We start from the raw sequence: 25,067 nt of genomic DNA on the forward strand, positions 1-25,067 counted from the left end.
CACCGCCAAGATGGCGGCGTTACGTAAAGCTGCATAAATCCTAATTTAATTATCTAGAAGGGCGGTAACATCGCCATCCATAATTTTATCAATGTTGCGAGTAATCTTCTCTATCTCCCAATCCCACCATTTAATTTCTAAAAGTTGCGCTACTTCAGCATCGCTGAATCGTTGTTTGATTGGCCGCGCAGGATTTCCGCCAGCAATGGTATAGGGAGGAATATCGTTGACAACAACCGATCTAGCTGCAACGATCGCACCATCACCAATTTTAACACCCGGCATGATTAGAGATTCGTAGCCAATCCAGACATCATTACCGATGACAGTATCGCCGCGACTGGGTAAGTCCATTAACTTATCCATTGCAGTTTCCCAACCGTTACCGAAGATAGGGAATGGGTAAGTGGAAATACCATCTAACTTGTGGTTTGCGCCATTCATGATGAATTTAACATTAGTCGCGATCGCGCAGAATTTGCCGATAATCAGGCGATCGATCCCATAATTATACAACACATTTCTGTCAAAGCCTTCGGGGTCAATAGGATCGTCGTAGTAAGAATAATCGCCAACAATAATATTTGGCGACTTGACAAAATTTTTGATAAAGCATACTCGGCGATGATCGGCTAAAGGATATGGTTTGTTAGGATTAGGGCCCAATTGTTCTATCAAATTTTGTCCTCCTATTTAATAAGCTGAGCGGTTAACTAACTGATTTAGGTGAGATATTATATCATATCTGAAGGTGCTTGAGTTATTTCACGGAATAGAAGTTATAAATTTACCTAAATTTCTCCTTTTGTTCCGGATGAGCATAGGTAGGTCTAGTAAATTATATGAGTCTATGCCACAACCAAAAGTTTGGTGTCATTGATTACCACCTTTGCAACCTAAACAAAGACGGTAAAGCGCAAGCAATGGCTGCCTAATAAATGCTAAAATTTCACACCCCGTCGCGCTCTAAGTTTGTCATATTTTATTAACAAGGTTTGTAATGAAAAGCATCGAAAATTCCTGCATTCATACATTAGTAGAATCCCAAGTAGAGAAAACACCAAATGCTATTGCGGCAATTTTTCAATCCGAGCAAATCACTTATCAAGAATTAAATCAAAAAGCCAATCAATTAGCGCATTATCTGAAAAGCTTAGGTGTTAATTCAGAAACCCTGATTGGAGTATGCGTCGATCGTTCCTTGAATATGCTGATCGGACTTTTGGGAGTCTTAAAAGCTGGCGGTGCTTATGTTCCTCTTGACCCAAGTTATCCCGAAGATCGATTAGCTTTTATGTTGGAAGACTCCCAGCTTCCACTACTGCTTACCCAAAGGCATCTTCTCAGTTGCCTACCTAAAACAAATAGTATTCGAGTATTGTGTTTAGACTCAAATTGGCAAGAAATTGAGCAACTAAGCCAAGATAATTTAGATAGTGAAGTCACGCCAGATAATTTAGCCTATACCATCTACACATCAGGCTCGACTGGTAAACCTAAAGGCGTGCAAATTATTCATCGTAGTGTAGTCAATCTTCTGCTATCGATGAAGCAAGAACCGGGATTTACAAAGCGAGATATACTACTAGCAGTAACGACTATTTCCTTCGATCTTGCTGTTGTCGAACTTTTTTTACCCTTGATAGTTGGGACTCACGTTGTTATTGTCGATCGCGCAGTAGCCATAGATCCAATTAAGTTATCTAAAACAATCACTGAATCTGGCGCTACATTCATGCAGGCAACTCCTGCAACATGGAAAATGCTATTAGCAGTTAATTGGCAAGGCAATCGCAATTTAAAAATTATTTGTGGAGGAGAATCTCTAAATCGACACTTAGCCAATCAATTACTAGAGCGAAGTTCCTCCCTGTGGAATATGTACGCCCCGACAGAAACAACTACTTGGTCAACGATTTATCGGGTAGAATCTGGTGAGGAAACCATACCAATTGGTCGCCCAATTTTAAATACTAAAATTTATCTGTTCAAGTATCCACGCAATTCTAACAATAACATTTTTGAGCCTGTTGCTGAGGGAGATAGCGGAGAGATTTATATTGGGGGTATTGGAGTAGCGAGAGGTTATCTTAACCGTCCAGAGTTAACTAAAGAAAGGTTTTTTAACGATCCTTTTAGCAATAAACCAGGCGCTCGTATGTATAAAACAGGTGACTTAGCTCATTATCTATCAGATGGTAATATTGTCATTATTGGACGTAGCGATCACCAAGTTAAAATTCGAGGACATAGGATTGAATTAAACGATATTGAAGCAGCGTGCTTAGATAATCCTGCGGTAGACAATGCGGTAGTTGTTGTTAAAAAAGATGCTGATGGAGACAGTTATTTAGTTGCTTATGTAGTGTTAAATTCACAATCATTAAAACTAAGCTCAGCCGAGTTGCGAGCAGCACTCAAACAAAAATTACCTGATTACATGGTGCCGGCGCTTGTAGTTTTTATGAATGCTTTGCCATTAACACCTAATTGTAAAGTAGATCGAGAAGCACTACCTACACCAACTCTCGATCGTGTTAAAGAATTTGTTCCTCCACGCACAGAAATAGAGAAAAAATTGGCTGAAATTTGGATTTCTGTTTTGGGAGTTGAAATTGGTATCCATCAAAACTTTTTTGAGTCAGGCGGAAATTCATTACGCACAGCCTTATTACTAAATCGGATATCGCAAAATTTTCAAGTAGAATTGTCTTTAGATTGTCTGTTCAAATCTCCGACAATTTCTGGATTAGCTGAGGTAATCGAGGTTGTGCAATCTTCCGGATCTACAGCAATTTTTGAAACCAATATTGCTGACTTATCGGCTGATGCAGTCTTAGATGAAACAATTCGCCCGTTGACAATTGCCAGATCCAATCCGAAGCATATTTTCTTGACAGGTGCAACGGGTTTTGTTGGTGCTTTTCTACTGCATGAATTGTTGCTACATAATCCCCAAGTGACTATTTACTGTTTAGTTCGTGCTGAAAATTTAGCAGCCTCTACCTCTCGACTGATTACCACTCTGCAAAATTACGAAATTTGGCAAGAATCATTTAGCGATAGAATTATTCCCATTATCGGAGATTTATCAAAGCCATTATTGGGACTATCGGCATCACAATTTAGGGAATTAGCAGATATAATTGATGTGATTTATCACTGTGGTGCTTATGTAAATTTGATTTATCCCTACACTGCTTTACGGGATACAAATGTGGGTGGTACTAAGGAGATATTGCGCCTAGGAACTCTGACAAAAATTACACCCGTCCACTATATTTCTACCCTGGATGTGTTTCAATCCTCGAACTATAATCACATGGACTTAATTAAGGAAACAGATGAGTTACTCAGTCCTGAAGGATATTCCGATGGTTATTCTCAAAGTAAATGGGCGGCTGAAAAATTAGTTATGGCTGCCCGCGATCGTGGTTTACCAGTTTCTATTTATCGCTTGGGAATGGTGACAGGTCATAGCCAAACAGGTGCTTTTCAACTCAGTAATACAATATGTCTGATCGTCAAGGGCTTGATTCAATTAGGATATGGCCCAGAATTAGAGCTGAACATGAATCTCGCACCTGTAGATTATATCGTTCAGGCGATTCGGTATTTATCAGAGCAACCAGAGTCTATTAACAAGACATTTCATCTATTTAGTTCTCATGTATTATCTATGAATGAACTTGTCTTGAATATTAACGACATTGGTTATGCTGTTGCTTCTATTTCTTATCCACAGTGGCAGGCAAAACTACTCAATATGTCTCCAGAGAATGCTTTAACTCCGATGGCTTCTCTATTTGTTAAAAAATTACCTTATAGCCAAAAAACTTTTATTGAGACAACATCTTTTGTCTGTCAAAAGTTTGATGACCACCACACCCAGACTCGACTGGCAGGTACTAATATTATCTGTCCTCCCATTAATTATTCAGTATTAAATGCTTATTTATCCTATTTCCGTCGTCAAGGTTTTCTGTCACAGGATATTTAGTTAACCGATCGGCTTTTACGCATTTAAACCCTGCCTATTAATGTATAGCGCTCTATTCCTCTCCCAAACCTTGCAGGGAAGAGAGTTCGGGGAGTGAGGTCATAGATAGTAATAATACAGTTTAGATGCGTAACAGCTTATCACTTTATATCAATTTTCCGAGTTATTGTTCACTCCGCTAAGCCTTTAACCCATAGCAGCTGTCTGTACATAATTTTAGTCAAAAGCGATAATATAGCATCAGGACTTGAAATCCTAAGCTGAGTTAGATTAGAATTATCCTTAGTGACGATCTGCCGACTGACCATAACCCCCAAGATAAAGCATCTAACTTAGCAAAAATTTTCCTTGACAAATGCCATTTGAATATAAAATAATAAAAAATGCTCTACTGTCAGAAAAAGCTGCGATTCATTTGACCTAAGTTAAGATCCTCTTACCCTGTAAGATACTGAAATGAAGAGAAATTTACTCGAAAACTTGAAATTTTCTGGATCTATCATCGAAAGTGTTAGCAACAGTCCAAATAAACCGAAAGAATCCCTAACAAAACAAACACTGTTAAAAATAGCTTTCAGCATGGGCATGGTTATCGTTGCATCAACAGGCATTAGTTATTTTCAAATTATTTCAAGAATTACTAGCAATTCATTAACTCAATTGGAGCAATACATAAAATTACGCGCGGAACGCGAGAGATCAATATTTATCTTAGCAGAAGATAACCATAAATTGCTCAAACAAGCTTTATTATATCAACTAAAAGTAGACGCAGATATCGACCCCAAAACTGAATTCGACCAACTGTTTGTTAGATATCCAGATGGCACAATTCGCAATCGCCCTGAACTATTTCAAATTGACAAAACGGCAGGTTTATTTCTCGGTAAAAATGTCAATATTGATACTGAAATGCAGCGGCGAATGGTTGCTTTCTATAAAATAATCAGTGCTTATGGCCCAGCTTGGCGCAATCGCTTTGCTAACACCTATACGCAAATTCCTGAAAATGGGCTGATCATCTATATGCACCAGTATCCGTGGGCCCTTAAAGCACCTTCTAATGAATCTTTCCGCGTCACAGATGATGAGTCATTTCAAATCACCAGAGAAATCTACGATCCTGAACGCAAAACAGTCTGGACAGGCATTTATTATGACCAAGTAGCTGTAGCTTGGATGGCATCCTGTGTGACACCATTAGATGTAAATGGCAAGCATATTGGTACACTTGGACATGATATTTTAATAGGTGATTTACAGAAGCGGACTATTAATGAAGGGCTTAAAGGCACATACAACATGATTTTTCGAGCGGATGGGCGGCTAGTGGCTCACCCAGAACTTATGCAAAGTATTCAAAAGGGAAATGGACAATTTTCCATCGCCCAATCAGGAGATGCTCATCTGCGGGGAATTTATGAATTAGTCAAGAGACATAAACAGGAAACTATTATTATTGACAATTACAAGTATGATGAATATTTGGGCGTTACTAGAATTGATGAGCCAAATTGGTATTTAGTTACAGTTTTCCCCAAAAATCTGCTCACTCAAGAAGCCTTTTCTACTGCTCGCATGATTCTCCTATTAGGGCTAAGTGCATTACTGATTGAAATTATTATTGTGTTCTTAATCTTACGACGCGAAATTTCTACACCACTCAATCAATTAATGGACGCAACTGAGAGTATTGCTGCTGGTAATCTTGATATCCAAGTTAATGTCAACCGCCAAAATGAATTGGGTCGTTTGGGATATTTATTTAATAAAATGGCTCAGCAAGTCCGCGAATCTTTTGCCGCGCTTGCGAAAACTAATGAGGAATTGGAACTGCGAGTTGAAGACAGAACTGTAGAGCTTAAACAAGCTAAAGAAATTGCTGATACTGCTAACCGCGCTAAGAGTGAGTTTCTGGCTAATATGAGCCACGAACTGCGGACACCTCTCAATGGTATCTTAGGATATGCCCAAATTCTTCAGCGGTCGAAACACATAGTTGAGTCAGATCGACAAGGAATTAATATTATTAACCAATGTGGCTCCCACCTACTAACTCTGATTAACGATATCCTTGATTTTTCTAAAATCGAAGCCCAGAAAATGCAAATATATGCTATAGATTTTCATTTTCCCGCTTTTCTGCAAGCAGTCGTTGAAATTTGTCGAATTAAGGCAGATCAAAAGGGAATTGATTTCATTTATACTATTGAAGGTGAACTCCCAGTTGGTATTTCTGCGGATGAAAAACGATTGCGGCAGGTATTGATTAACTTATTAGGTAATGCTATTAAGTTTACGGAAGAAGGTAGCGTCAAATTTATAATCACATCAAGAATAGTGGAAGATGAAACCAGAGAACTACCTTTATATCGAATTAGATTTCAAGTCGAAGATACGGGAATTGGTATACCAAGCGATCATATTAAAAATATCTTTTTGCCCTTTGAGCAGTCGGGTAATATGAAGAAGCAATCAGAAGGGACTGGACTCGGATTAGCTATCAGCAAAAATATTGTTGATATGATGGGCAGTACCTTGGAAGTTGAAAGTGAATTAGGCAAAGGTAGTGTTTTCTGTTTTGAGATAGATATACCCGAAGCTAAGGAATGGGCAAAAAATACTAAAAGTTCTCAGCAGGGAATTATTATTGGTTTTAAGGGCGATCCGCCTAAAGTTCTAGTAGTAGATGACCGTTGGGAAAACCGTTCTGTTATTGTCAATTTACTCAGTCCTATTGGATTTATAATTGTTGAGGCAGAAAATGGTCAAGAAGGACTTGATAAAATTGCTGAGTTTCAACCAAATCTAGTTATTACTGATATTGCTATGCCGATTATGGATGGCTATGAAATGGTTAAAAATTTGCGAAAATCCGCATCATTTGCTAATTTATCAGTGATCGTGTCTTCAGCTAGTGTATTCCATTCCGATCGGCAAAAAAGTATGGATATTGGAGCTAATGAATTTTTGCCTAAACCGATCCAAGCTGATAGCCTGTTAGAGGCGGTCAAAACTCTCTTGAACTTAGAATGGATCTATGAAGAAAAATTACAACCGGAAAGCAAACTAGAATTGACAAAAAAAGTTGTTGAAGTTGTGCCACCATCGAATGAAGACTTGCTGATCTTGTATAATCTCAGTCGTAAGGGATTGATTAAGGATTTACTACAAGAGTTGACAAGAATTGAACAGATAGACAATGAGTTTATCCCTTTTGTTCAACATCTGCGCGAATTTGCTAAAGCTTTCAAGCTTAAACAGGTGCGAACCTACATAGAAAAATACCTAGCCGAATCTGAGGGTGAATCATGAATAATTTGTGGTGGCTTTATGAGTGAAATTTCAGAAGAGCAATCTATTTTGATTGTAGATGATAATCCCAACAACCTAGAAGTTTTAGCCCACATATTGACAGATGTGGGTTATCAAGTTTCGGTTGCTATTGATGGTGAAACTGCGATTGAACAAGTAGAATATCATCAGCCAGAACTAATTTTATTAGATATAATGATGCCTGGTATTGATGGTTTTGAAACTTGCCGACGATTGAAAGCTAATCCCTTAACCTGCGAAATTCCGATTATTTTTTTAACCGCTTTATCTGATTCAGAGAATAAAGTTAATGGATTATCTGTAGGAGCCGTAGATTATATTTCTAAACCATTCCAAAGTGAAGAAGTGTTAGCAAGAATTAGAATTCATTTAAAATTATATAGCTTAACTAAAAAATTAGAACAGCAGAAGCAACTACTAGAAGAAAAAGTTGAATTACGGACTGTGGAATTGTTAGCAGCTAAAGAATCAGCCGAAGCAGCCAACATTGCTAAAAGCCAGTTTCTCGCCAACATGAGCCACGAACTCCGCACCCCTCTCAATGCGATTATCGGCTATAGTGAAATGTTGCAAGAAGAAGCGGAAGATTTAGATCAAAAAGAGTTGATTGCCGATCTGAAAAGAATTCACGGTGCAGGCACGCATTTACTTGGGCTAATTAACGATATTCTTGACTTATCTAAGATTGAATCGGGTAAAGTTGAACTTTACTTGGAAACCGTCGATATCTCATTGTTGATTAGGGAAATCATCATAATGATTCGGCCTCTGGTAGACAAGAATGCTAATGTTTTGGTAGTTAACTGTGCAGACAATTTTGGCTATATGAAAACTGACTTAACTAAGGTACGTCAGAGCTTATTTAACTTGCTTAGTAACGCCTGCAAATTCACAAAGAAAGGCAAAATTATTATTAATGTAGAAAAAGAGTATCGGCAATCTGGAACGATCGATGGGGAAGAACAAAAATTAGTCATTCCCTACATTTTATTTAAGGTAACTGATACAGGCGTTGGCATAGCTCCAGAACGAATGGAAAAACTGTTCCAACCCTTCACCCAGGCTGATGCTTCAACTACACGACAGTATGGGGGTACTGGATTAGGGTTGGCAATTACTAAAAAGTTATCTCGGATTATGGGTGGGGATACCTTCGTTGAAAGCGAGGTTGGTAAGGGCTCTACTTTTACTATTATACTGCCAGTAGAAGTGATACTTCCAAATTAAAATTAGCCATCCTAATTGCAACTCTTTGTTTTTAGGTCAGGACTTACGCACACTTTACGTAACGCCGCCTTCTAGGCGGTAAAGAAACTGCCTAGAAGGCGGCGTTACGGATAGTTTTGCCACTGCTGTGGAAGGTGGGCAAATGCCCACCCTACAGACTCCTAGCGAACGATTGCGGGAACTGGTTCCGGCTTCAACAAACCTGTTAACATATCCTCCGGTCTTTCTTTATAAGGCCAAGCAAAAGCATGGCGGAAAGCCGCATTCTGACAGGCTTGCAATTGCCGAAAATCGATCACATCCAGAGTTAACAAAGTCTCGTATTCAAACGGTAATCGGACATTATGCAAACCTGCATTATCCGTGCAAATAGCAATATCAACACCTGCCTCAAAACAGCGATCAAAAACTACCTTTAATTCCCGCAAATCCGAAAGCGTTCCTGTCTTTAAATAAGTAGTCGGGCAAACTTCCAAACATTGCCCCATTTTGGCTACTTCTGGTAACAATTCAGGATATTTTAAAGGTATCTGAATCCCGTGACCAATTCGCATTAAATATGGTAATAATTCAGGATAGCAGCCTGAAGGTGTTTCGTAGAGATGGCCAGTGGTTTTGATGTCGAGCGATCGCGCATACTGGTACAATCCCACAAACTCATCCAAGCGATCGGCAATACAAGCATCACCACCCGCTACATCAATAGCACAGACGTATTCTCCCATACCCGCCGCCAAATCTACGATCGCCTTATTCACCTCAAAAGGCAAACGCGAGTGCATACACAAAATTTGGCTAGTTACAATCGGACAATCGCTACCCCGACTAGCTTTCCCGACAATTTCCACAATCTTTGCCATTAACTCAATTCTCTCAGACATCGGTAAATGTTCCGGTGTCCGCAAATAAGGCGTATAGCGCAATTCTAAATAAGCTAAATTCTCAAAAATATATGCTCCCCGCATCAACCGATAGATAAAATAGGGTAGCATTTCAGCAGTCTGAACGCTTTCCACCATAGTATGCAGTTCTAAATACTCATCCAGAGTATTGCGCGGCTTGGTGTAAAATTGCTCAAACTCAGAATATTCTTCAAATCGACCAGCTATCTCAGCGTCGTGACGTTCAAAATACCGCCACAGAATCCGGGGTACTACAGAACCGCCCAGGTGACGGTGCAACTCAGCGTGTAAAGTCATAACTAATTCCCCTTTATTTTTTTAAGCTTAACAAAATTAACAAAAATTAATTTGACACCAGCGACACTATCTGTGCATAATTCGAGTTTGTGTCAACTTTAGCGTTTCGTGAGAGACCCTTGGCTAACGTAGTTGTGATCGGTGCCCAATGGGGCGATGAAGGGAAAGGAAAAATTACTGATTTGCTCAGCAAATCCGCAGATGTCGTTGTACGTTACCAAGGGGGCGTAAACGCAGGTCACACCGTTGTCGTAAACGGTCAGACCTTCAAACTGCACTTAATCCCCTCTGGAATTCTCTATCCTGATACGGAATGTATCATCGGCAGTGGGACAGTAATTGACCCGAAGGTTTTAATTCAAGAATTGGATCAGCTAGATGCGCTGAATATCTCATCGCGCAACTTGATGATATCTCAAACCGCCCACGTCACGATGCCTTATCACAGGTTGATTGACCAAGCATCGGAGGAACGGCGCGGGACTCATAAAATTGGGACGACGGGACGGGGTATCGGCCCTACCTACGCTGATAAGTCGGAACGCACGGGGATTCGCATTCTTGATTTGATGGATGCAGTCGGGTTGCGGAAGCAGTTACAGTGGACGATTAATTATAAGAACGTCATTCTGGAAAAGCTCTACGATTTGCCACCCCTTGACCCGGAAGTGGTGATTGAGGAATATTTGGCTTATGCAGAACGGTTGCGTCCCCACGTTGTGGATAGTTCTCTGAAGATTTACGATGCGGTTCAGAAGCGCCGAAATATTCTGTTTGAGGGAGCTCAAGGGACGCTGCTAGATTTGGATCACGGGACTTATCCCTATGTGACTTCTTCTAATCCAGTGGCGGGTGGCGCTTGCGTGGGTGCGGGTGTGGGCCCGACGATGATCGATCGCGTGATTGGGGTAGCGAAAGCGTACACGACGCGGGTGGGAGAGGGGCCTTTTCCTACAGAGATGGTAGATGGAGTGGGACAAGTTTTGTGCGATCGCGGTGCAGAATTTGGGACTACAACCGGCCGGAAACGTCGCTGCGGTTGGTTTGATGCGGTAATTGGCCGCTATGCAGTGCGGATTAATGGTTTAGATTGTCTGGCGATTACAAAGTTAGATGTTTTAGACGAGTTAGAGGAAATTAAAGTCTGCGTTGCTTATGAAATTGATGGCGATCGCATCGAAGATTTTCCTAGTAGTTCTCGAACATTTGCACGGTGCAAGCCTATCTATGAAACCATGCCGGGTTGGAAACAGTCAACCGAAGAGTGCCGAACTTTGGCAGATTTGCCTAAAGAAGCTTTGGATTATCTGAAGTTTTTGGCAGAGTTAATGGCAGTACCGATCGCGATCGTTTCTTTGGGAGCAAGTCGCGATCAAACTATCATTGTGGAAGATCCCATTCATGGGCCGAAGCGAGCTTTGTTGTATGCTAACGGCACATCCGTTGGCGTTCAAGGCTAAGACTTTTGCCAGAATAGGAAATTAAAGATCCACTCATGGCTGATGATGCTCCAATAACCGATGAAGATCGGCTGATATACCAGCTAACAATTCACAGAGACTTAGTTGGCTGGGTTATCAGAAAGTTGTCTCAAGCGATGATTCCATCCCAGAGAACAACTGGGAATGACCCCAAAGGCGACATTGCGATTTTAAATCTAAATGATACTTTGCGAGTTCAAGAAATCATCTGCAACATTCACAGTCAATACAACACCCCAAACCCCAATCAGTCACAATTAACTTTAAATAGAAGAACAACAAATCAACCATACATAGAAATCAAAACCACATACCTTTCTGGAAAAGAGATCGCGGAAATTATTGAGACTGGTACTGTCATCGCAGTTGTGAGTGCAAACAAAATCTCTGGGCCTGGTAAAGCTAAATTTTTTCAAGCGGGTATAGTTTACGCTGAAAATATTCCCTTGAGTGAGTTTATGGATGTTAAGTCTTAGGAGTAATCCCCATGTTTGACATCAGCTTTTATGCAGTAAATGGTGAACCATCTGATTCTGTAAGAATAACAGAATCTATTTACGAATGGTTAGCAAAATCTCAATTTGCAAAAATTGGCATATCTAGAGATACCCAACTGCACTTAGATGGGGAAGATGTGGTTTTACCTGTAGTTGAGTTAAATCAGGATATTCGCCAAAAACTCAGAGACTTTTTTCGTGACGCAATAATTAGCCAAAGCGAAACTGTACTTACTAAACTAGGAGATTACCCTTCAAAACAAGACTATCAACAGGAAACTTACTACATGAGGAAACTGCTAGAATTACTCAAGTGTGTTGAAAACGAAAATTACCACTATCTCCAGCGAGTCTAATAAATTTGAGATTCGGTAGCATAAATTTGGTAGAATGTCATAGCAAGAAACCAGAATACACAAAATGGAACTCACAGTAGAATGTCAAAAGCGGGCAGAAGGCAGTAAACCCAACGCTCTCCGCCGCTCCGGTTTAATTCCAGCCGTACTCTACGGCCACAGCGGCGCTGAATCCATTGCGCTAACCATCAATGCCAAAACCGTTGAGACACTGCTCAAAAAGCACGTAGTCAACAATGCTCTAATTCAGCTCAACATTCCTGACATTTCTTGGAGTGGCAAAACCTTGCTGCGGGAAGTGCAAGTTCACCCTTGGAAAGGTCATCCCTATCACCTCAGCTTCTTCTCCGTCGCTACCCAAGACAGTCTTGAAGTAGAAGTAAGTCTCCATTTTATCGGAGAAGCAGTCGGCGTTAAAATGGAAGGCGGAATTTTAGACCCCGTACTGACGCAACTCAAACTCAAGTGCAAACCCGACAACATCCCCGAAGCAATTAACGTTGATATTTCCGAGATGCACGTAGGTGATGCTCTACACATTCACGAGCTGGTATTACCTGAAGGAGCTGTACCACTTGGCGAACCAGATCAAGTAGTTGTAAGCGTGTTGATATCTCAAGGTGGAGCAGAAGAAACAACAGAAGAAGTAGTAGCAGCAGCAGTTTAACAGTTAACAGTTAACAGTTAACCGTTAACTGTTAACCGTTAACTACCAATAACTTCCCAAATGCGATCGCGTTGAGATTCCTCTAGACGGGGCCCGTGAACCTCCACCACGCGAGAGGCGAGATAATTCCCCCAGCGTCCCGCCTGTTGAGGACTCAAATTATTAGTAAGTCCGAATAAAACGCCCCCTGCAAAAGCATCTCCAGCTCCCACAGTGTCAATTGCTTGGACTGGAAATCCAGCAACTTTAGTAATCTGTTTATTTTCCACCACCAAACAGCCATTTGCGCTGTCAGTAATAAAAGCCAAATCGACTAATTCTCCCAAACTCTGAGCGCATTTTTCCAAAGATTCCACCTCAAAAAATCGGCGCATCTCATCTGCATTGCAGAAAAGTACATCGCAATAATTAGTAATTACCTGCCGAAAATCATCAGCAAATCGATCGACTAAAAAAGCATCCGAAAAAGTAAAAGCAACCTTTACTCCCTTGCGTTTCGAGTGCTCCATAGTCTCAATACTAGCCTTTCGAGGATCGGCCGCATCCCAAAGATAGCCCTCAATATAACTGTACTTGGAACGAGCGAGGCGATCCAAGTCAATATCAGTAGCCGTCAGAGTCGTAGAAACTCCCAAATGAGTACACATAGTACGCTCCGCATCAGGAGTCGTCAGCACCACACAAGTACCCGTAGGCCCGCTCAATTCAGAAGCAGGATGCACATCAAACTCAATCCCCGCCGCCAGTAAATCTTGCCGATAAAATTCCCCATTTGTATCCTTAGCAACCTTACCCGAATAGAAGCCGCTACCGCCACTCTGAGCCAAAGCAATCATCGTATTTGCCGCCGAACCCCCCGATCGCAGTTGCAGAGAAGTATGCTCTAAATCGTGCAAAATCCCCCCCTGTTTTTCGGCATCCATCAGAGTCATAGAGCCGCGATTCAAAGCGTGGTGTTGCACAAAATTATCTTCCACAAATGCCAAAATATCAACTAAGGCATTACCCACGCCAAATACATCCACTGTCGAATCTTGATTTTCCGTCATAACTCTTTTCTGTTTATACTAAATATTAACTATAGCGGTTTTCAGTGCAATGACTTTGTAACGCCGCCCAGAGGGCGGTGATTAACCGCCCAGAGGGCGGCGTTACGTAAAGCATACGTAAGTCTTATATTTATCAACACAAACCAAAAATCAAAATGTCAGATGCTTCTCTCCCTCCTCTAATTCAGCAGATGTTGCGGTCAGAATTCTATCCTCATCCCGTGATAGAACCAATTCAACTGCTTCAAACTCATATTTCTTTTGTACTGCTAACGGGAGATTTTGCCTACAAAATCAAGAAACCAGTCAACTTTGGTTTTTTAGACTATTCAACTTTAGAAAAACGCCATCATTTTTGCACAGAAGAATTGCGAATGAATCAGCGGGGAGCACCAGAATTGTACTTAGAAGTTTTGCCTATATATCAGAAAAATGACGATACTTTTACCCTGCAACCTTTTAGTTATCCAGTAGAATACGTGCTGAAAATGCAGCAATTTTCCCAGGATTGCTTGTTTGTGAATATGTTTGAGCAGGGACGGCTAAATGAAAAACATTTAGAGAATTTGGGGCGAGATTTGGCGATTTTTCACGCTAGCGCACAAACTAACGACTATATTCGCAAATTTGGGGAAATCCCTCCTATTCGTGATGTTATTAATAACAATTATCGACTATCTGAAAAATATATCGGTGGGCCGCAAACTCAGGAACAGTATGACGAAACTAGGCAATATACAGAAGTGTTTTTTAGCGAGAGGCAAGAACTATTTGCTAGCCGCATTCAAAGCAACAAAATTCGTGAGTGTCATGGCGATTTACATTTGAAAAATATTGCTCTCTGGCACGATCAAATCATGTTGTTTGATTGCATTGAGTTCAATGAGCCTTTCCGTTTTGTTGATGTGATGTATGACGTAGCTTTTACGGTTATGGATTTGGAAGCGCGGGGACGTAAAGACTTAGCAAATGCTTTTTTAAATACATATATTGAACAAACTGGAGATTGGGAAGGAATACAAATTTTGCGATTTTATTTGATCCGTCAGGCGTATGTAAGAGCGAACGTAACTGCATTTTTGCTAGACGATCCGGCGGTACCAATTATTGAGAAAAATCAGGCTGAAGAAACAGCGGCACACTATTATCAACTAGCTTATGATTACACAAAACCTCGCCAAGGACAACTGATTTTGATGTCGGGTTTGTCTGGTTCTGGCAAGAGTACAGTTGCTCGATATTTAGCTCGTCGTCTTAATGCAATTCACATTCGCTCTGATGCGGTACGAAAACATTTAGGCAGCGTTCCTTTGTATGAGCGTGGTGGTGATGATTTATATTCTAGTGAGATGAATGGCAAGACTTATAGCCGATTATTGGAATTGGGAATATTGCTAGCGAAGGAAGGTTATAAAGTTATTTTGGATGCGAAATACGATCGAGAAAATTTGAGAATAAATGCTATTAATTGTGCTGAATCTAATAACATTTGTTGGAAAATTATTCATTGTACAGCCCCTATTGAAGTGTTGCGATCGCGACTGCAAAATCGCAGAGGTGATATTGCCGATGCAACTGTTGATTTATTGACCTCGCAGCAGTTGGCCGCTGAACCTTTCACGGAAATGGAAAAAAGGTATTTGATAACTATAGATACGACTCAGGATTTAGAATTACAAATTAGTAATTGGTAATTGGTAATTGGTAATTGGTAATTGGTAATTGCTAATCGCTAATCGCTAATCGCTAATTACCCATCTCCCCTATCTTCCCCATCCTCCCCCATCTCCCTCTCTTTCCCTAGCCCCTAGTCCCTAGCCCCTAGCCCCTATCTTACACAGAGCGCGATCGTCAGCAATGCCGATGCTGCAAGGGCCGCTATTGTCCTAACGTGGTTCCAGAATGTCCAGTCGGTAAGGTATCTAGCCCATAGGTTCGCGCCCTCAGTGCTGTCCGGCTTGACAATCGCCAGCGCATCATTTAGCGGTACATTAAACGCGATCGTCACGCCAACTGTACCAACTAGATAGAGGAGGCTACCAACGAGCAAGTAAGCAGCGGATTGATGCCACTTTAACAGCGAGGAAATAGCCAGAAAGATACAAGCCGCAGCCGTTCCGAATAGCGCCGTCATAAACAACGGATTAATCGCCGTGATATTGATAGCTTGCATGGCGACAATACCCTGTGCTGGTTGGAGCCGGGAAAGAGCGCTCATCACGAAAGTTGAGAAGGCAAAAAAGACTCCAGCTATCAGCCCGCAGCCTATTGCCGAGAAAAGCTTCAATGCGAAAAGCGAGTAAGGAACTGTTACCATAAAACCTCCCGCGAAATTTCCCAAATGTGGTCATCTAAGTCATGTTTTCTTCTTTTGAAGGTTCATTTTCTTAACTAGAAAATTGCCAAAGCAGTCAAAGCGAGCAAGCAGACTAACTGAATAACTAAGCTTATGAGCCGGAATATCGGATTAATCCCAGCTATATGAATCAGGGAATGTACCATCCGAAATACCATGTACACAACAACAAGCAAATCTACCGCTGTTCCCGATACGCCGCGAACCGTGAGCAGAAAGACAACACCTATATATAAAGGGAGGTTTTCTACTAAGTTGGACTGTACCCTAAATAGTCGCCAAAGCAAGCTTTCATCATTTTGTATTCCGAAATCTTTAGGAGAACCCCCAGCGGATAAATGCCGAATCCTGACTGTAAGCAGAAGAGCAACGACAGTAATCGTCCATCCGATGAAAATTGCTAAACCCCAGAGAGGGAAGTTCATCTCGATAGTAGGCATGACTGTATCCATATTGTTGAGCGATCTGATGTTGTCGTATCATTTTACAACAGATTTCAGATTGATAGGTAATGTCTTGGTGGGAATTGCCTAACATCGGCTTTTTTTAACAGTTTTAAATTTTTTGGGCAATTCCCCCTACTTATTTTACCGTACTTCACTCGCCTGTAATCTGCTGTAGCTTCCCACTAATTGAGCCACTTGAGTACGAGCAGATGCAATCGATTCAGCGAAATTTTTGCCATCAGATTCGTCATTTTCAAAATGGATAAAGCTGATATCGGTGATGCCAATAAATCCAAAAACAGTTCTTAAATACGGGTCTTGATGATTCATCTTCTCATTGCGCTGGCCAGGTTGAAAGCCAGAAGCACCTCGCGCCGTAACGATCAACATTTTCTTACCCAGTACGAGAGGTTTGTAAGGATTTGTAGAGTTTTCTGGCGCAAAAGCAAAGGTTCGTCCGGGACGTACAATCTGGTCAATATATGCCTTGAAGGTACTGGGAACGCTAAAATTGTACATGGGAATGCCCATGACATAGAAATCGGCAGCTAAGAATTCATCTATAAGTTCATCGCTAATGCGAATCCCTTCCTGAAGTTGAGGGGTGCGCTCCTCTGGGGGTGTATAGGCCCCTGCAATCCACATTTCATCAACATGGGGAACGGGATTGCGACCGATATCTCGATAGGTGACAATATCGTTAGGATGAGTTTGTTTCCAAGCTTCAACGAATTCTCGTGTAAGTCTGCGAGAGTGCGATCGCTCACCGCGCGGACTAGAATCAATGTGTAACAAGCGTGCCATAATTTTTCCTAGTAGAACACTATTCCAGTTTAGGAGAAACTCACCCATATTTAGCTATCTAATTCTTGCGCCACTATCACAATCTTGCGATCGATTTTCCAGGCGATCGATGGGTGTTATCCTTAAGTGAATACAATCAGATAATAGCGATTTAGTTTTGTGTTATGGAAATGCCAAGGGGTGATGAAACTGAAACAACCTGCTTTCCTATCTTGTCTAGTCAAAAGCAGGGTTGGGAAAATATTATAGTTGAGGAATTTCAGCACCCGCCAGGAGAGGGAAGCACTCATTACAGCGATCAACACACAATTTGTCTATCTCTTGCACCTCGTCCCGTTCGCTTGCTGCAAATCAAGGGAGGAAGAACCCACACGGGACTATACGGGAAAGGTGATATTTCCATAACACCTGCCAAAACACCATTTTTTGCACGTTGGGATGGTGACGATCGCTACTTGGAGATTCGGATTGCGTCTCGTTTTATTCAAAGCGTTGCTAGAGAAGCTCTAGCGATGAATCCAGATCGACTTGAATTACTCCCAGAATTTCGCACGCGCGACCCTCAAATTGAGGCAATGGGAATGCTACTTTTTGCTGAACTAAAACAAGAAAATTTAGGCGGAAGACTTTATATTGAATCACTGGCAAATGTATTAGCAATACATCTGCTCAGACAATATTCTGCGGTCAAACCTCGGCTTTCAATTTATGAGGGTGGCTTACCTGAACGTCAAGTTTTGCAAGTTTTGGAATACATCAATGAACATTTGAATGAAGATATTAAGCTGGGAGATTTAGCCCAATTATTGGGTATGAGTCAATTTCATTTCAGCCATCAGTTTAAGCAATCAATTGGGATAGCTCCTTATCAATATCTGCTTCAGCAACGAGTAGAACGGGCAAAGCAATTGTTGAAACAAACAGATCGATCGATTATGGAAATTGCCTTTTTGTGTGGGTTCAATAGTCACAGTCATTTGAGCAAACAGTTTCGGCAATTTACAGGTATGACACCGAAAGCATATAGAATGAATTAGTTAGTTAGATAACTATACAAATTATTGATAAAAATCAGAGTATTATCAAATCTATATCCTTGATTTTATCTATGTTATTAGGGGATTTTTATCCTATCAACTGACTTTGATAATTCTCTCTGGGCACATTCAATTTCCTCTCGATTGGTAATTAAAGGAAGCAGATAATCGCAGGCTTCTTGGTGTCCTTCGTAGACTGCTTCTAAAAGCGGACTCATATAGCCACCGTCATCAATCCACATATTTGGATCTGCACCTGCTTCTATCAAATAATGAATTATTCTAATGTCTCCTGTTCTAGCAGCAGCAATTAGAGGTGTCCCCCATTCTGTACGACAATTCAAACTGGCACCAGCCTCAATCAAAGCTTGTATAATTTTGATATCTCTACTCCACACACCATGAGCAAGAGCATTGGATAGAGAACGAATTTTATCTTTCTCTGTTGCCAATATCTGTTGCACGATTGCCAACTTTCCTAAACTTGCCGCAGTTTCTAAAGCTTCCTCAAAATAACGAATTTTATAGTTTTCAGAATTTGCAGTAATCGCTTGAACTAAAATTAATTTCAATTCTAAATTGGTTTCCTCTAACAACCATTTAGGCTGCCATTGACTGGGTTTTAATTTGCCATATTGCTCTGGGATAGTAACACCGTGATAGGAATAGAGTCCATTACCATCAGCAAATTCAACTGCGGCTTCTCCTTCTGCATGGAGACGATTTTCAGAATCGAACAAGAACTTAATTGGGCGATCGCAAACCAAACAAATTTGGTCAAAGGGAATAATCCAACCACAAGATTTTACAAGTTTCTGAAATACTTCCCATGCTAAATTATCATAAGGCTGGAATAGTGTATGGCTAACAACGGAAAAGTGAAAGTCGAAAAAAGCACTTTCATTAGCGTACCAATTCAGCGGGAGGAACCAATACATATATTCACTGTAGGGCAGAAAATTTTCTGACTTACCTTCTGAAAGATAAGGATTTAAGCTTTCCAATAATTGTTTGTCTATTTGTGGAGTGTATCCTAGTTTTAACTCAGATGCGACTAAGCTATCCCAATGACCAATCGCTTCTTCATTGTTGATATATAATTTCTCGTGCAGTTTGGCTATTAACTCTGTTGCGTGTGCAAAACCATCGTCAGTAAAGTAAGAGTCTTTGTATAGTGGCTTTGCTACCTTGGCTGCTGCATACAAACTATCAAAGAAATGAATTTCCGGCATTGGTAGTTCAAGTAATTGATATGCAGATTGAACGGATTCAATAGCGGTCTTGCGGTCAATCCTATTGATTGAAAATGCGATCTCTTGCCACTTTTTTTGATAACTTGGCATCAGCGATTTTTGTTCGATTGTAATCTCATTAACAAAGGCCATAAAATTCCAAATTAAATGTAAATTATCTTGCTTGTATCGTTTAAATATTCACTTCAATATTATCATAATTTTATAAAAATGATGGCATAAAAGTACAAGTAAAAAAGTATCCGAAACAGGACTTACGCTTATAGTACAGCCGCCATCCTGTCTAGCGCGGTAAAGATACCGCCAGGATGGCGGCGTTACGGATACTTTTAAAAATAAAGTAGGGTGAGAAATGCTCACCCTACTTTATAGCAACTACTTCGCGATCGCCACCCGATCGCTAACTTCCTCTAGAACAGTAAGAGTTGCGAGTTACCAGAAACGCCGAAGTTTGCGTCCACAGTAGCGAACAAACTATTACCACCAACAGTAGAACCGTTAGAGTCATAGTAAAGTTTAGAAACCGTGCCATCATAGATCGCAACGATCGCCGGACTTGTGAGAGTCGTCTCAATCTGAGCTACAGTCGAACCTGTGCTGTTGTAGACGTAGAAACCAGAACCAAGAGGCCCTGTCCCAAAGCCACTAAAACCGACGCTATCAAGGCGAATTAGATCGTCAGCAGTGCTGTAATTGGTAATAAAATCACTGCCAGCGGCATCAGTGCCATTGAAAACAAAGACATCATTGCCGACACCACCATCTAGCGCATCCGTCCCGAAACCGCCAATTAGGGTATCATTGCCAATACCGCCAGATAGGGAATCAGAACCGTTACCTCCAGAGATACTGTCATCGCCTTCACCACCGAAGATAGTGTCATTGAAGGCAGTACCAAGTACGCTGTTATTGCTAGCATTGCCAGTAAATAGTACGGGCCCGCTAAAGCCGTAACCACCAACGCCGGTGCTAAAGTCGTTAAATGCAGTTGGGTAGGTATTGCCTGCGGCTGTCAGATCGGCAATACTGTTCGGAGTCGTAGGAGTAGTAGCAGCAGTAGGTGCGATCGTACCACTGAAGACAAAATCCGCACTCCCCAAATTCACAGGGCCATTCTTCAGAGTGGCAACAGTGGTGAAACCACCAGTAGTCGTACCATTGGAGTCAAACACTAACAGTGTCTCATTAGCAGCATTAGTGAAAGCAAAGAAACCAGGACTTGTGGAAACCCCGATTGCCTTCGCTTGTGCATCCTCGAATGTGGCGTAAGTACCGCCAGTAAAGATGACTAATTCTTTATCAGTGATATCAGGGGAAACACCGCTGACAGCATCAAAATTAGCTGTCGTCAAATTGCCGAAAGCCGCACCTACAAACTGGAATTTGTCAACCCCAACGATAAAGTCGGTAATTGTATCTCCGCCTTCAGTGGGAAGTTTATAACCGAAGATATCGGCACCTTCACCGCCAGTCAGAATATCTCCACCAGAACCGCCAGTGAAGAAATCTGCACCACCTGCACCAGTCATAAAGTCAGCAAAGGCCGTACCTGTAACATTGTTAGCATTGGCATCGCCAATGAATAACAGGGGCCCAGTAAAGCCGTAACCGCCAACATTATTGCTGAAATCAAGGTTGCCAGTAGGATAGGTATTACCTGTGGCGGTGAGATTGACAATGCTGGTGGTAGAGTTCACGATCGCAGTTGGAACCGTACCGTTGAATAAGAAATCTGCCGTACCCAAACCGGTAACACCAGTGCCTAAATTGGCAATTTCTACAGCGGAAGCAGAACCAGTACCATCGACATCAAACACTAACACGCCTTCACCAGCAGCATTTTGGAAGAAGCAGAAAACAGGAGAAGTACCTGCCCCTGGCAATGCTGCAAATTGAGTCTGTAATGAGGCTAAACTAGCGTAAGTACCGGAGAAAATTAACAGCTCTTTCCCTGTAATATCAGTAGTCGGGCTGGTAATATTCACTAAGTCAAAGTTTGAGCTATTAAGATTGCCGAAGGCCGCAGAAACGAACTGGAATTTATCAGTTCCAGAGGTAAAGCCAACAATCTTATCGCCGCCTTCTTTGGTAGCAATGTAAGAGAAAACATCGGCACCAGTGCCACCTGTTAGCCAGTCTCGGCCAATACCACCGATGATGGTATCGTCGCCGTCATCGCCATAAAGGGAATCATCGCCGTCGCTACCGAGGATTTGGTCGTTACCCAAACCGCCTTTGATTTTATCCTTGCCTTTACCGCCGTCGATGTAGTCATCGCCTTCGCCGCCGTCAATTTCGTCGTCAAAGTCGCTACCTATGATGCTGTCATTTCCTCCCAAACCGTCGTATTTAACGGGGGCGGGAAATGTACCCAGGTTGACAATATCAGCGCCAGCAGTGCCCAGAGGAACCGTAACTGATGGCCCGCTAAAGACAAAGTTACTGATGCTGAGAGTAATTCGGGCTGAGAATTGGGCAACAATCTCAAAGCGAGTGCCAATTGAGAACACTAAGACGCTGCGGCCTGTAGTAGCATCGGTAAATTGGCAGAAAACGGGGCCGCTATTGCCACCAAGGGCCGCAAACCGGGCTTGCAAGGAGGCAATATCGGTGACGCTGGTATCGTCACTGAAGTCTAGGAAGTTAGAACTGCCGATAATGCCTGAGAAGCTAGAAGTAATCGTCAGTTTAGTGAAACTGGAGATGTTGATATTGCCGAAAGCTGCGGCAGAAAATTCTAGGGAGTCCTCGCTAGCATTAAAATCGGTAATCAAATCTGCATCTGCGATCGCATTTACGCCTTGACGCGCTTTACGATAGATGAAGCGATCGCGACCGGCACCCCCAGTTAGGGTATTTTTACCTTCGCTGCCTTCGATTTCATCGTCATCGTCACCGCCTTCGATTTTGTCGTCACCTGTACCGCCTTTGATTTTGTCTTTACCCAAGCCGCCTTTAATGTCATCGCCGCCATCGCCAGCTTGGATATCATCGCCTAACGGGGAACCGGTAATCGCTTGCGGAGTTGTATTGCCAACAAAATTAAAGGTGGTATTTACGACGGAAATCTTTAACCGTTGGCCGCTGATGGTGGTTTTGCCGTCACTCACGTCAAAGCTGAAGCTGGCATCACCAGTAAACCCAGCCGCAGCTTGGAATGTTAGCAGGCGGAGGTTGATATCGAGTTGGGTAAAGGTGAAGTCGGTGGAGGTAATCGCTTGGCCATTATAGAATAGCTGGCCTTGGGCAGCAGTTGGCAGTTGCGTGATTTTGTAGGTGATGCCGCTAACGCCATCCTCAGAATCAAAGAATCGCAGAGACTCAAAGGTGATGGTTTGGAAGCCACCTGCTGCGATCGCTAATTCTTTGTTAGCTTCCAATACGGGAGGCGTGTTGGTTGTCCCCACAGGTGATGTGGTACTATTGCCACTCTGGAAGAAGTCGCTGGCTTCGAGTACCGTTGCGCTGACGTTCAAAAGCACTGCCAGTACAAAGTTACTGCTACCACGAATCTCAGTATTAACACCAACTTGGACGATGGATAAGCTGCTGAAGCTGAAATCCCCTGCTAGTAGGAATTTATCGCTGTTATCTGTATAATCAGCGATCGTTGATTTACCGCCGCTGGTAACGTTTTTGATGATAAAGACATCGTTACCCGCGCCGCCAACACAGGTATGGTTGCCTGTACCGCCAGTTAAAGTATCGTTACCTTCTCCTCCAGAAAGGCTGTTGTCGCCATCGCCGCCTTCTAGACTGTCATCGCCAGCGCCACCTTCTAGGCTGTTATTGCCTTGACCCGCTGCGATCGCATCATTACCGGCACCACCATTAAGGGAGTCGTCTCCACCTCCACCCAGGATAGTATCATCGCCGTCATCTCCCAAACAAGTATCGTTGCCGTCGCCACCGACAATACTATCGCTACCAGTCCCGCCATCACAAGCGTCGTTGCCATCACCGCCGACAAGGGTATCTTTGCCGCTATCACCGACGAGGCTATCATCGCCAGCGCCACCTTCACAAACATCGTTGCCGTCGCCACCCAGGAGAGAATCATCCCCTGCATCGCCGCTAATGCTGTCGTCACCCTCATTGCCGCTACAGGCATCGTTGCCATCGCCACCCATGAGAGTGTCATCGCCGCCGCCGCCAACAATGCTGTCATTGTCATCGCCGCCGTTAGCTACATCGTTACCATCACCGCCGATACAGGTATCGCTACCTTGTTCGCCAAGGATGCTATCATTACCCCCACCGCCAGAGATGTTATCATCGCCTTCACCGCCGCTACAGGTATCGTTACCGCGATCGCCACTAATGGTATCGTTGCCATCGTCGCCATCACAAACGTCGTTACCTTTACCACCGTAGAGGGTATCGTTACCACCACCGCCGCTAACGTCGTCATCGTCTTGGTTGCCGTGTACCCAGTCAGTACCATCGCCACCTTCACAGGTGTCATTACCTTTGCCACCAAAAGCGGTGTCATCGCCTACACCACCAGTAACGCGATCGTCACCGCCGTTACCCATCGCCATGTCATCGCCATCGTCACCACTGGCAACATCGTTACCCTCGCCGCCGATGCAGGTGTCATTATCTTTGCCACCGTAGAGGACATTACCGCCTGTTCCCCCTTGCAGGGTATCCTCACCTTTGTTGCCATATAACGTCTTGCCTCCGGTACCGCCTACGATCAGGTCGTTGTCATTAGTACCCTTGATAATGTCATCATCGTCATCGTCATCGTCATCGTCATCATCATCATCGTCGTCTTTGATATTCCCCTCTTCAGGAGAACCGATCTGATTGGAAATAATGGTTGCATTGATTGAATTAATCGTTGGAATTGCAGTTATACCTTCTTCAGGAAGAGGTACTCCTACAACATTGGCTTCTAAGATTTCGTCTGCCATCGTTGTCTTTCCAGAAAACAGAGTAGATTGTTGAATGCAATCGAATTTAGGTCAAAACCGCAGAGTATCTCTATTAAAGCCTGATTTTTTTTGAAGGGCAAGTAATTTTAGTTAAAGATTTGAAAACCAGCTATTCAAGCTAAATGTTTACCATTAGCTTTAAGTAGACGTAGCAAAGCTTCCGACGTTTACGCCTTCAAATTTTTGCCATAATTATCGCAGAATTTGGATGAAAATTAATTCTCATCTAAATACTGTAAGCCAAACTTTTCCTGTCTGCACTTGCAACAGGAAAAACAGCATTTACTGGTATTACTTAAGTATTTAGGAATAGGTATTCCTAAATACTTAACAATTTAATTGTTTTTTTGAGGTGCGATCTCCAAACAAATATGCGCCATATAACGTTAGAAATGTATGGCGATCGAGCACCTTAATTT

General features: G+C 42.3%; 17 protein-coding genes. 9 read left to right on the forward strand and 8 right to left on the reverse strand.

The genetic code is table 11. The features are described 5' to 3' along the window. Positions 1-45 precede the first annotated feature (45 nt). Positions 46-675: a Vat family streptogramin A O-acetyltransferase gene (locus PY364_RS08220; protein WP_343277564.1), complete on the reverse strand. Its 630-nt coding sequence runs from the start codon at positions 673-675 to the stop codon at positions 46-48. 325 nt (positions 676-1,000) lie between these two features. Between PY364_RS08220 and PY364_RS08225 the strand changes: the two genes are divergently transcribed. From PY364_RS08225 to PY364_RS08235, 3 genes are all read left to right on the forward strand, one after another. Beyond that, complete coding sequence (locus PY364_RS08225) at positions 1,001-4,000, forward strand: amino acid adenylation domain-containing protein (RefSeq protein WP_275521755.1); 3,000 nt, start codon at positions 1,001-1,003, stop codon at positions 3,998-4,000. A gap of 456 nt (positions 4,001-4,456) precedes the next feature. Next, the gene (locus PY364_RS08230; protein WP_275521756.1) at positions 4,457-7,315 is read left to right on the forward strand and encodes a hybrid sensor histidine kinase/response regulator; all 2,859 of its coding nucleotides are present in this window, start codon (positions 4,457-4,459) and stop codon (positions 7,313-7,315) included. 18 nt (positions 7,316-7,333) lie between these two features. Beyond that, complete coding sequence (locus tag PY364_RS08235; protein ID WP_275521757.1) at positions 7,334-8,563, forward strand: response regulator; 1,230 nt, start codon at positions 7,334-7,336, stop codon at positions 8,561-8,563. A 161-nt stretch (positions 8,564-8,724) separates the two neighbouring features. On the opposite strand, the gene PY364_RS08240 is transcribed toward PY364_RS08235, so the two are convergent. After that, complete coding sequence (locus PY364_RS08240; RefSeq protein ID WP_275521758.1) at positions 8,725-9,762, reverse strand: adenosine deaminase; 1,038 nt, start codon at positions 9,760-9,762, stop codon at positions 8,725-8,727. Between the two features lie 119 nt (positions 9,763-9,881). Between PY364_RS08240 and PY364_RS08245 the strand changes: the two genes are divergently transcribed. From PY364_RS08245 to PY364_RS08260, 4 genes are all read left to right on the forward strand, one after another. Further along, positions 9,882-11,222 (forward strand): adenylosuccinate synthase, encoded by a 1,341-nt coding sequence (locus PY364_RS08245; protein ID WP_272034184.1) that lies wholly within the window; start codon positions 9,882-9,884, stop codon positions 11,220-11,222. Between the two features lie 35 nt (positions 11,223-11,257). Further along, complete coding sequence (locus tag PY364_RS08250) at positions 11,258-11,719, forward strand: hypothetical protein (protein WP_275521759.1); 462 nt, start codon at positions 11,258-11,260, stop codon at positions 11,717-11,719. An 11-nt stretch (positions 11,720-11,730) separates the two neighbouring features. Continuing rightward, the gene (locus tag PY364_RS08255; protein WP_275521760.1) at positions 11,731-12,096 is read left to right on the forward strand and encodes a hypothetical protein; all 366 of its coding nucleotides are present in this window, start codon (positions 11,731-11,733) and stop codon (positions 12,094-12,096) included. A gap of 64 nt (positions 12,097-12,160) precedes the next feature. After that, positions 12,161-12,763, forward strand: a complete 603-nt coding sequence (locus tag PY364_RS08260; RefSeq protein ID WP_275521761.1) for a 50S ribosomal protein L25/general stress protein Ctc — start codon at positions 12,161-12,163, stop codon at positions 12,761-12,763. A gap of 38 nt (positions 12,764-12,801) precedes the next feature. Here PY364_RS08260 and PY364_RS08265 read toward each other — a convergent pair whose 3' ends face one another. Next, positions 12,802-13,812: an adenosine kinase gene (locus PY364_RS08265; RefSeq protein ID WP_275521762.1), complete on the reverse strand. Its 1,011-nt coding sequence runs from the start codon at positions 13,810-13,812 to the stop codon at positions 12,802-12,804. A 155-nt stretch (positions 13,813-13,967) separates the two neighbouring features. Between PY364_RS08265 and PY364_RS08270 the strand changes: the two genes are divergently transcribed. Beyond that, positions 13,968-15,506, forward strand: coding sequence for an AAA family ATPase (locus PY364_RS08270; RefSeq protein ID WP_275521763.1), 1,539 nt, complete (start codon positions 13,968-13,970; stop codon positions 15,504-15,506). Between the two features lie 134 nt (positions 15,507-15,640). Here the strand turns inward: PY364_RS08270 and PY364_RS08275 are convergent, their stop codons facing one another. From PY364_RS08275 to PY364_RS08285, 3 genes are all read right to left on the reverse strand, one after another. After that, entirely contained in the window at positions 15,641-16,030 is a 390-nt protein-coding gene (locus PY364_RS08275; RefSeq protein ID WP_343277563.1) for an anthrone oxygenase family protein, read from the reverse strand. Between the two features lie 173 nt (positions 16,031-16,203). Further along, positions 16,204-16,608 (reverse strand): MAPEG family protein, encoded by a 405-nt coding sequence (locus PY364_RS08280; RefSeq protein ID WP_275521765.1) that lies wholly within the window; start codon positions 16,606-16,608, stop codon positions 16,204-16,206. Between the two features lie 147 nt (positions 16,609-16,755). Beyond that, positions 16,756-17,418, reverse strand: a complete 663-nt coding sequence (locus PY364_RS08285) for an FMN-dependent NADH-azoreductase (protein ID WP_275521766.1) — start codon at positions 17,416-17,418, stop codon at positions 16,756-16,758. 164 nt (positions 17,419-17,582) lie between these two features. On the opposite strand from PY364_RS08285, the gene PY364_RS08290 reads away from it, so the two are divergent. Next, positions 17,583-18,455: an AraC family transcriptional regulator gene (locus PY364_RS08290; protein WP_275521767.1), complete on the forward strand. Its 873-nt coding sequence runs from the start codon at positions 17,583-17,585 to the stop codon at positions 18,453-18,455. Positions 18,456-18,532: 77 nt separating this feature from the next. Here PY364_RS08290 and PY364_RS08295 read toward each other — a convergent pair whose 3' ends face one another. Together PY364_RS08295 and PY364_RS08300 are read right to left on the reverse strand one after the other, a co-directional pair. After that, the gene (locus PY364_RS08295; protein WP_275521768.1) at positions 18,533-19,840 is read right to left on the reverse strand and encodes an ankyrin repeat domain-containing protein; all 1,308 of its coding nucleotides are present in this window, start codon (positions 19,838-19,840) and stop codon (positions 18,533-18,535) included. A gap of 278 nt (positions 19,841-20,118) precedes the next feature. Further along, a complete protein-coding gene (locus PY364_RS08300) occupies positions 20,119-24,627 on the reverse strand; it encodes a cadherin-like domain-containing protein (RefSeq protein ID WP_275521769.1) in 4,509 nt (1,502 codons plus the stop codon). Positions 24,628-25,067 lie beyond the last annotated feature (440 nt).

Source organism: Kamptonema sp. UHCC 0994 (assembly GCF_029167235.1).
Lineage (GTDB): Bacteria > Cyanobacteriota > Cyanobacteriia > Cyanobacteriales > Microcoleaceae > Kamptonema.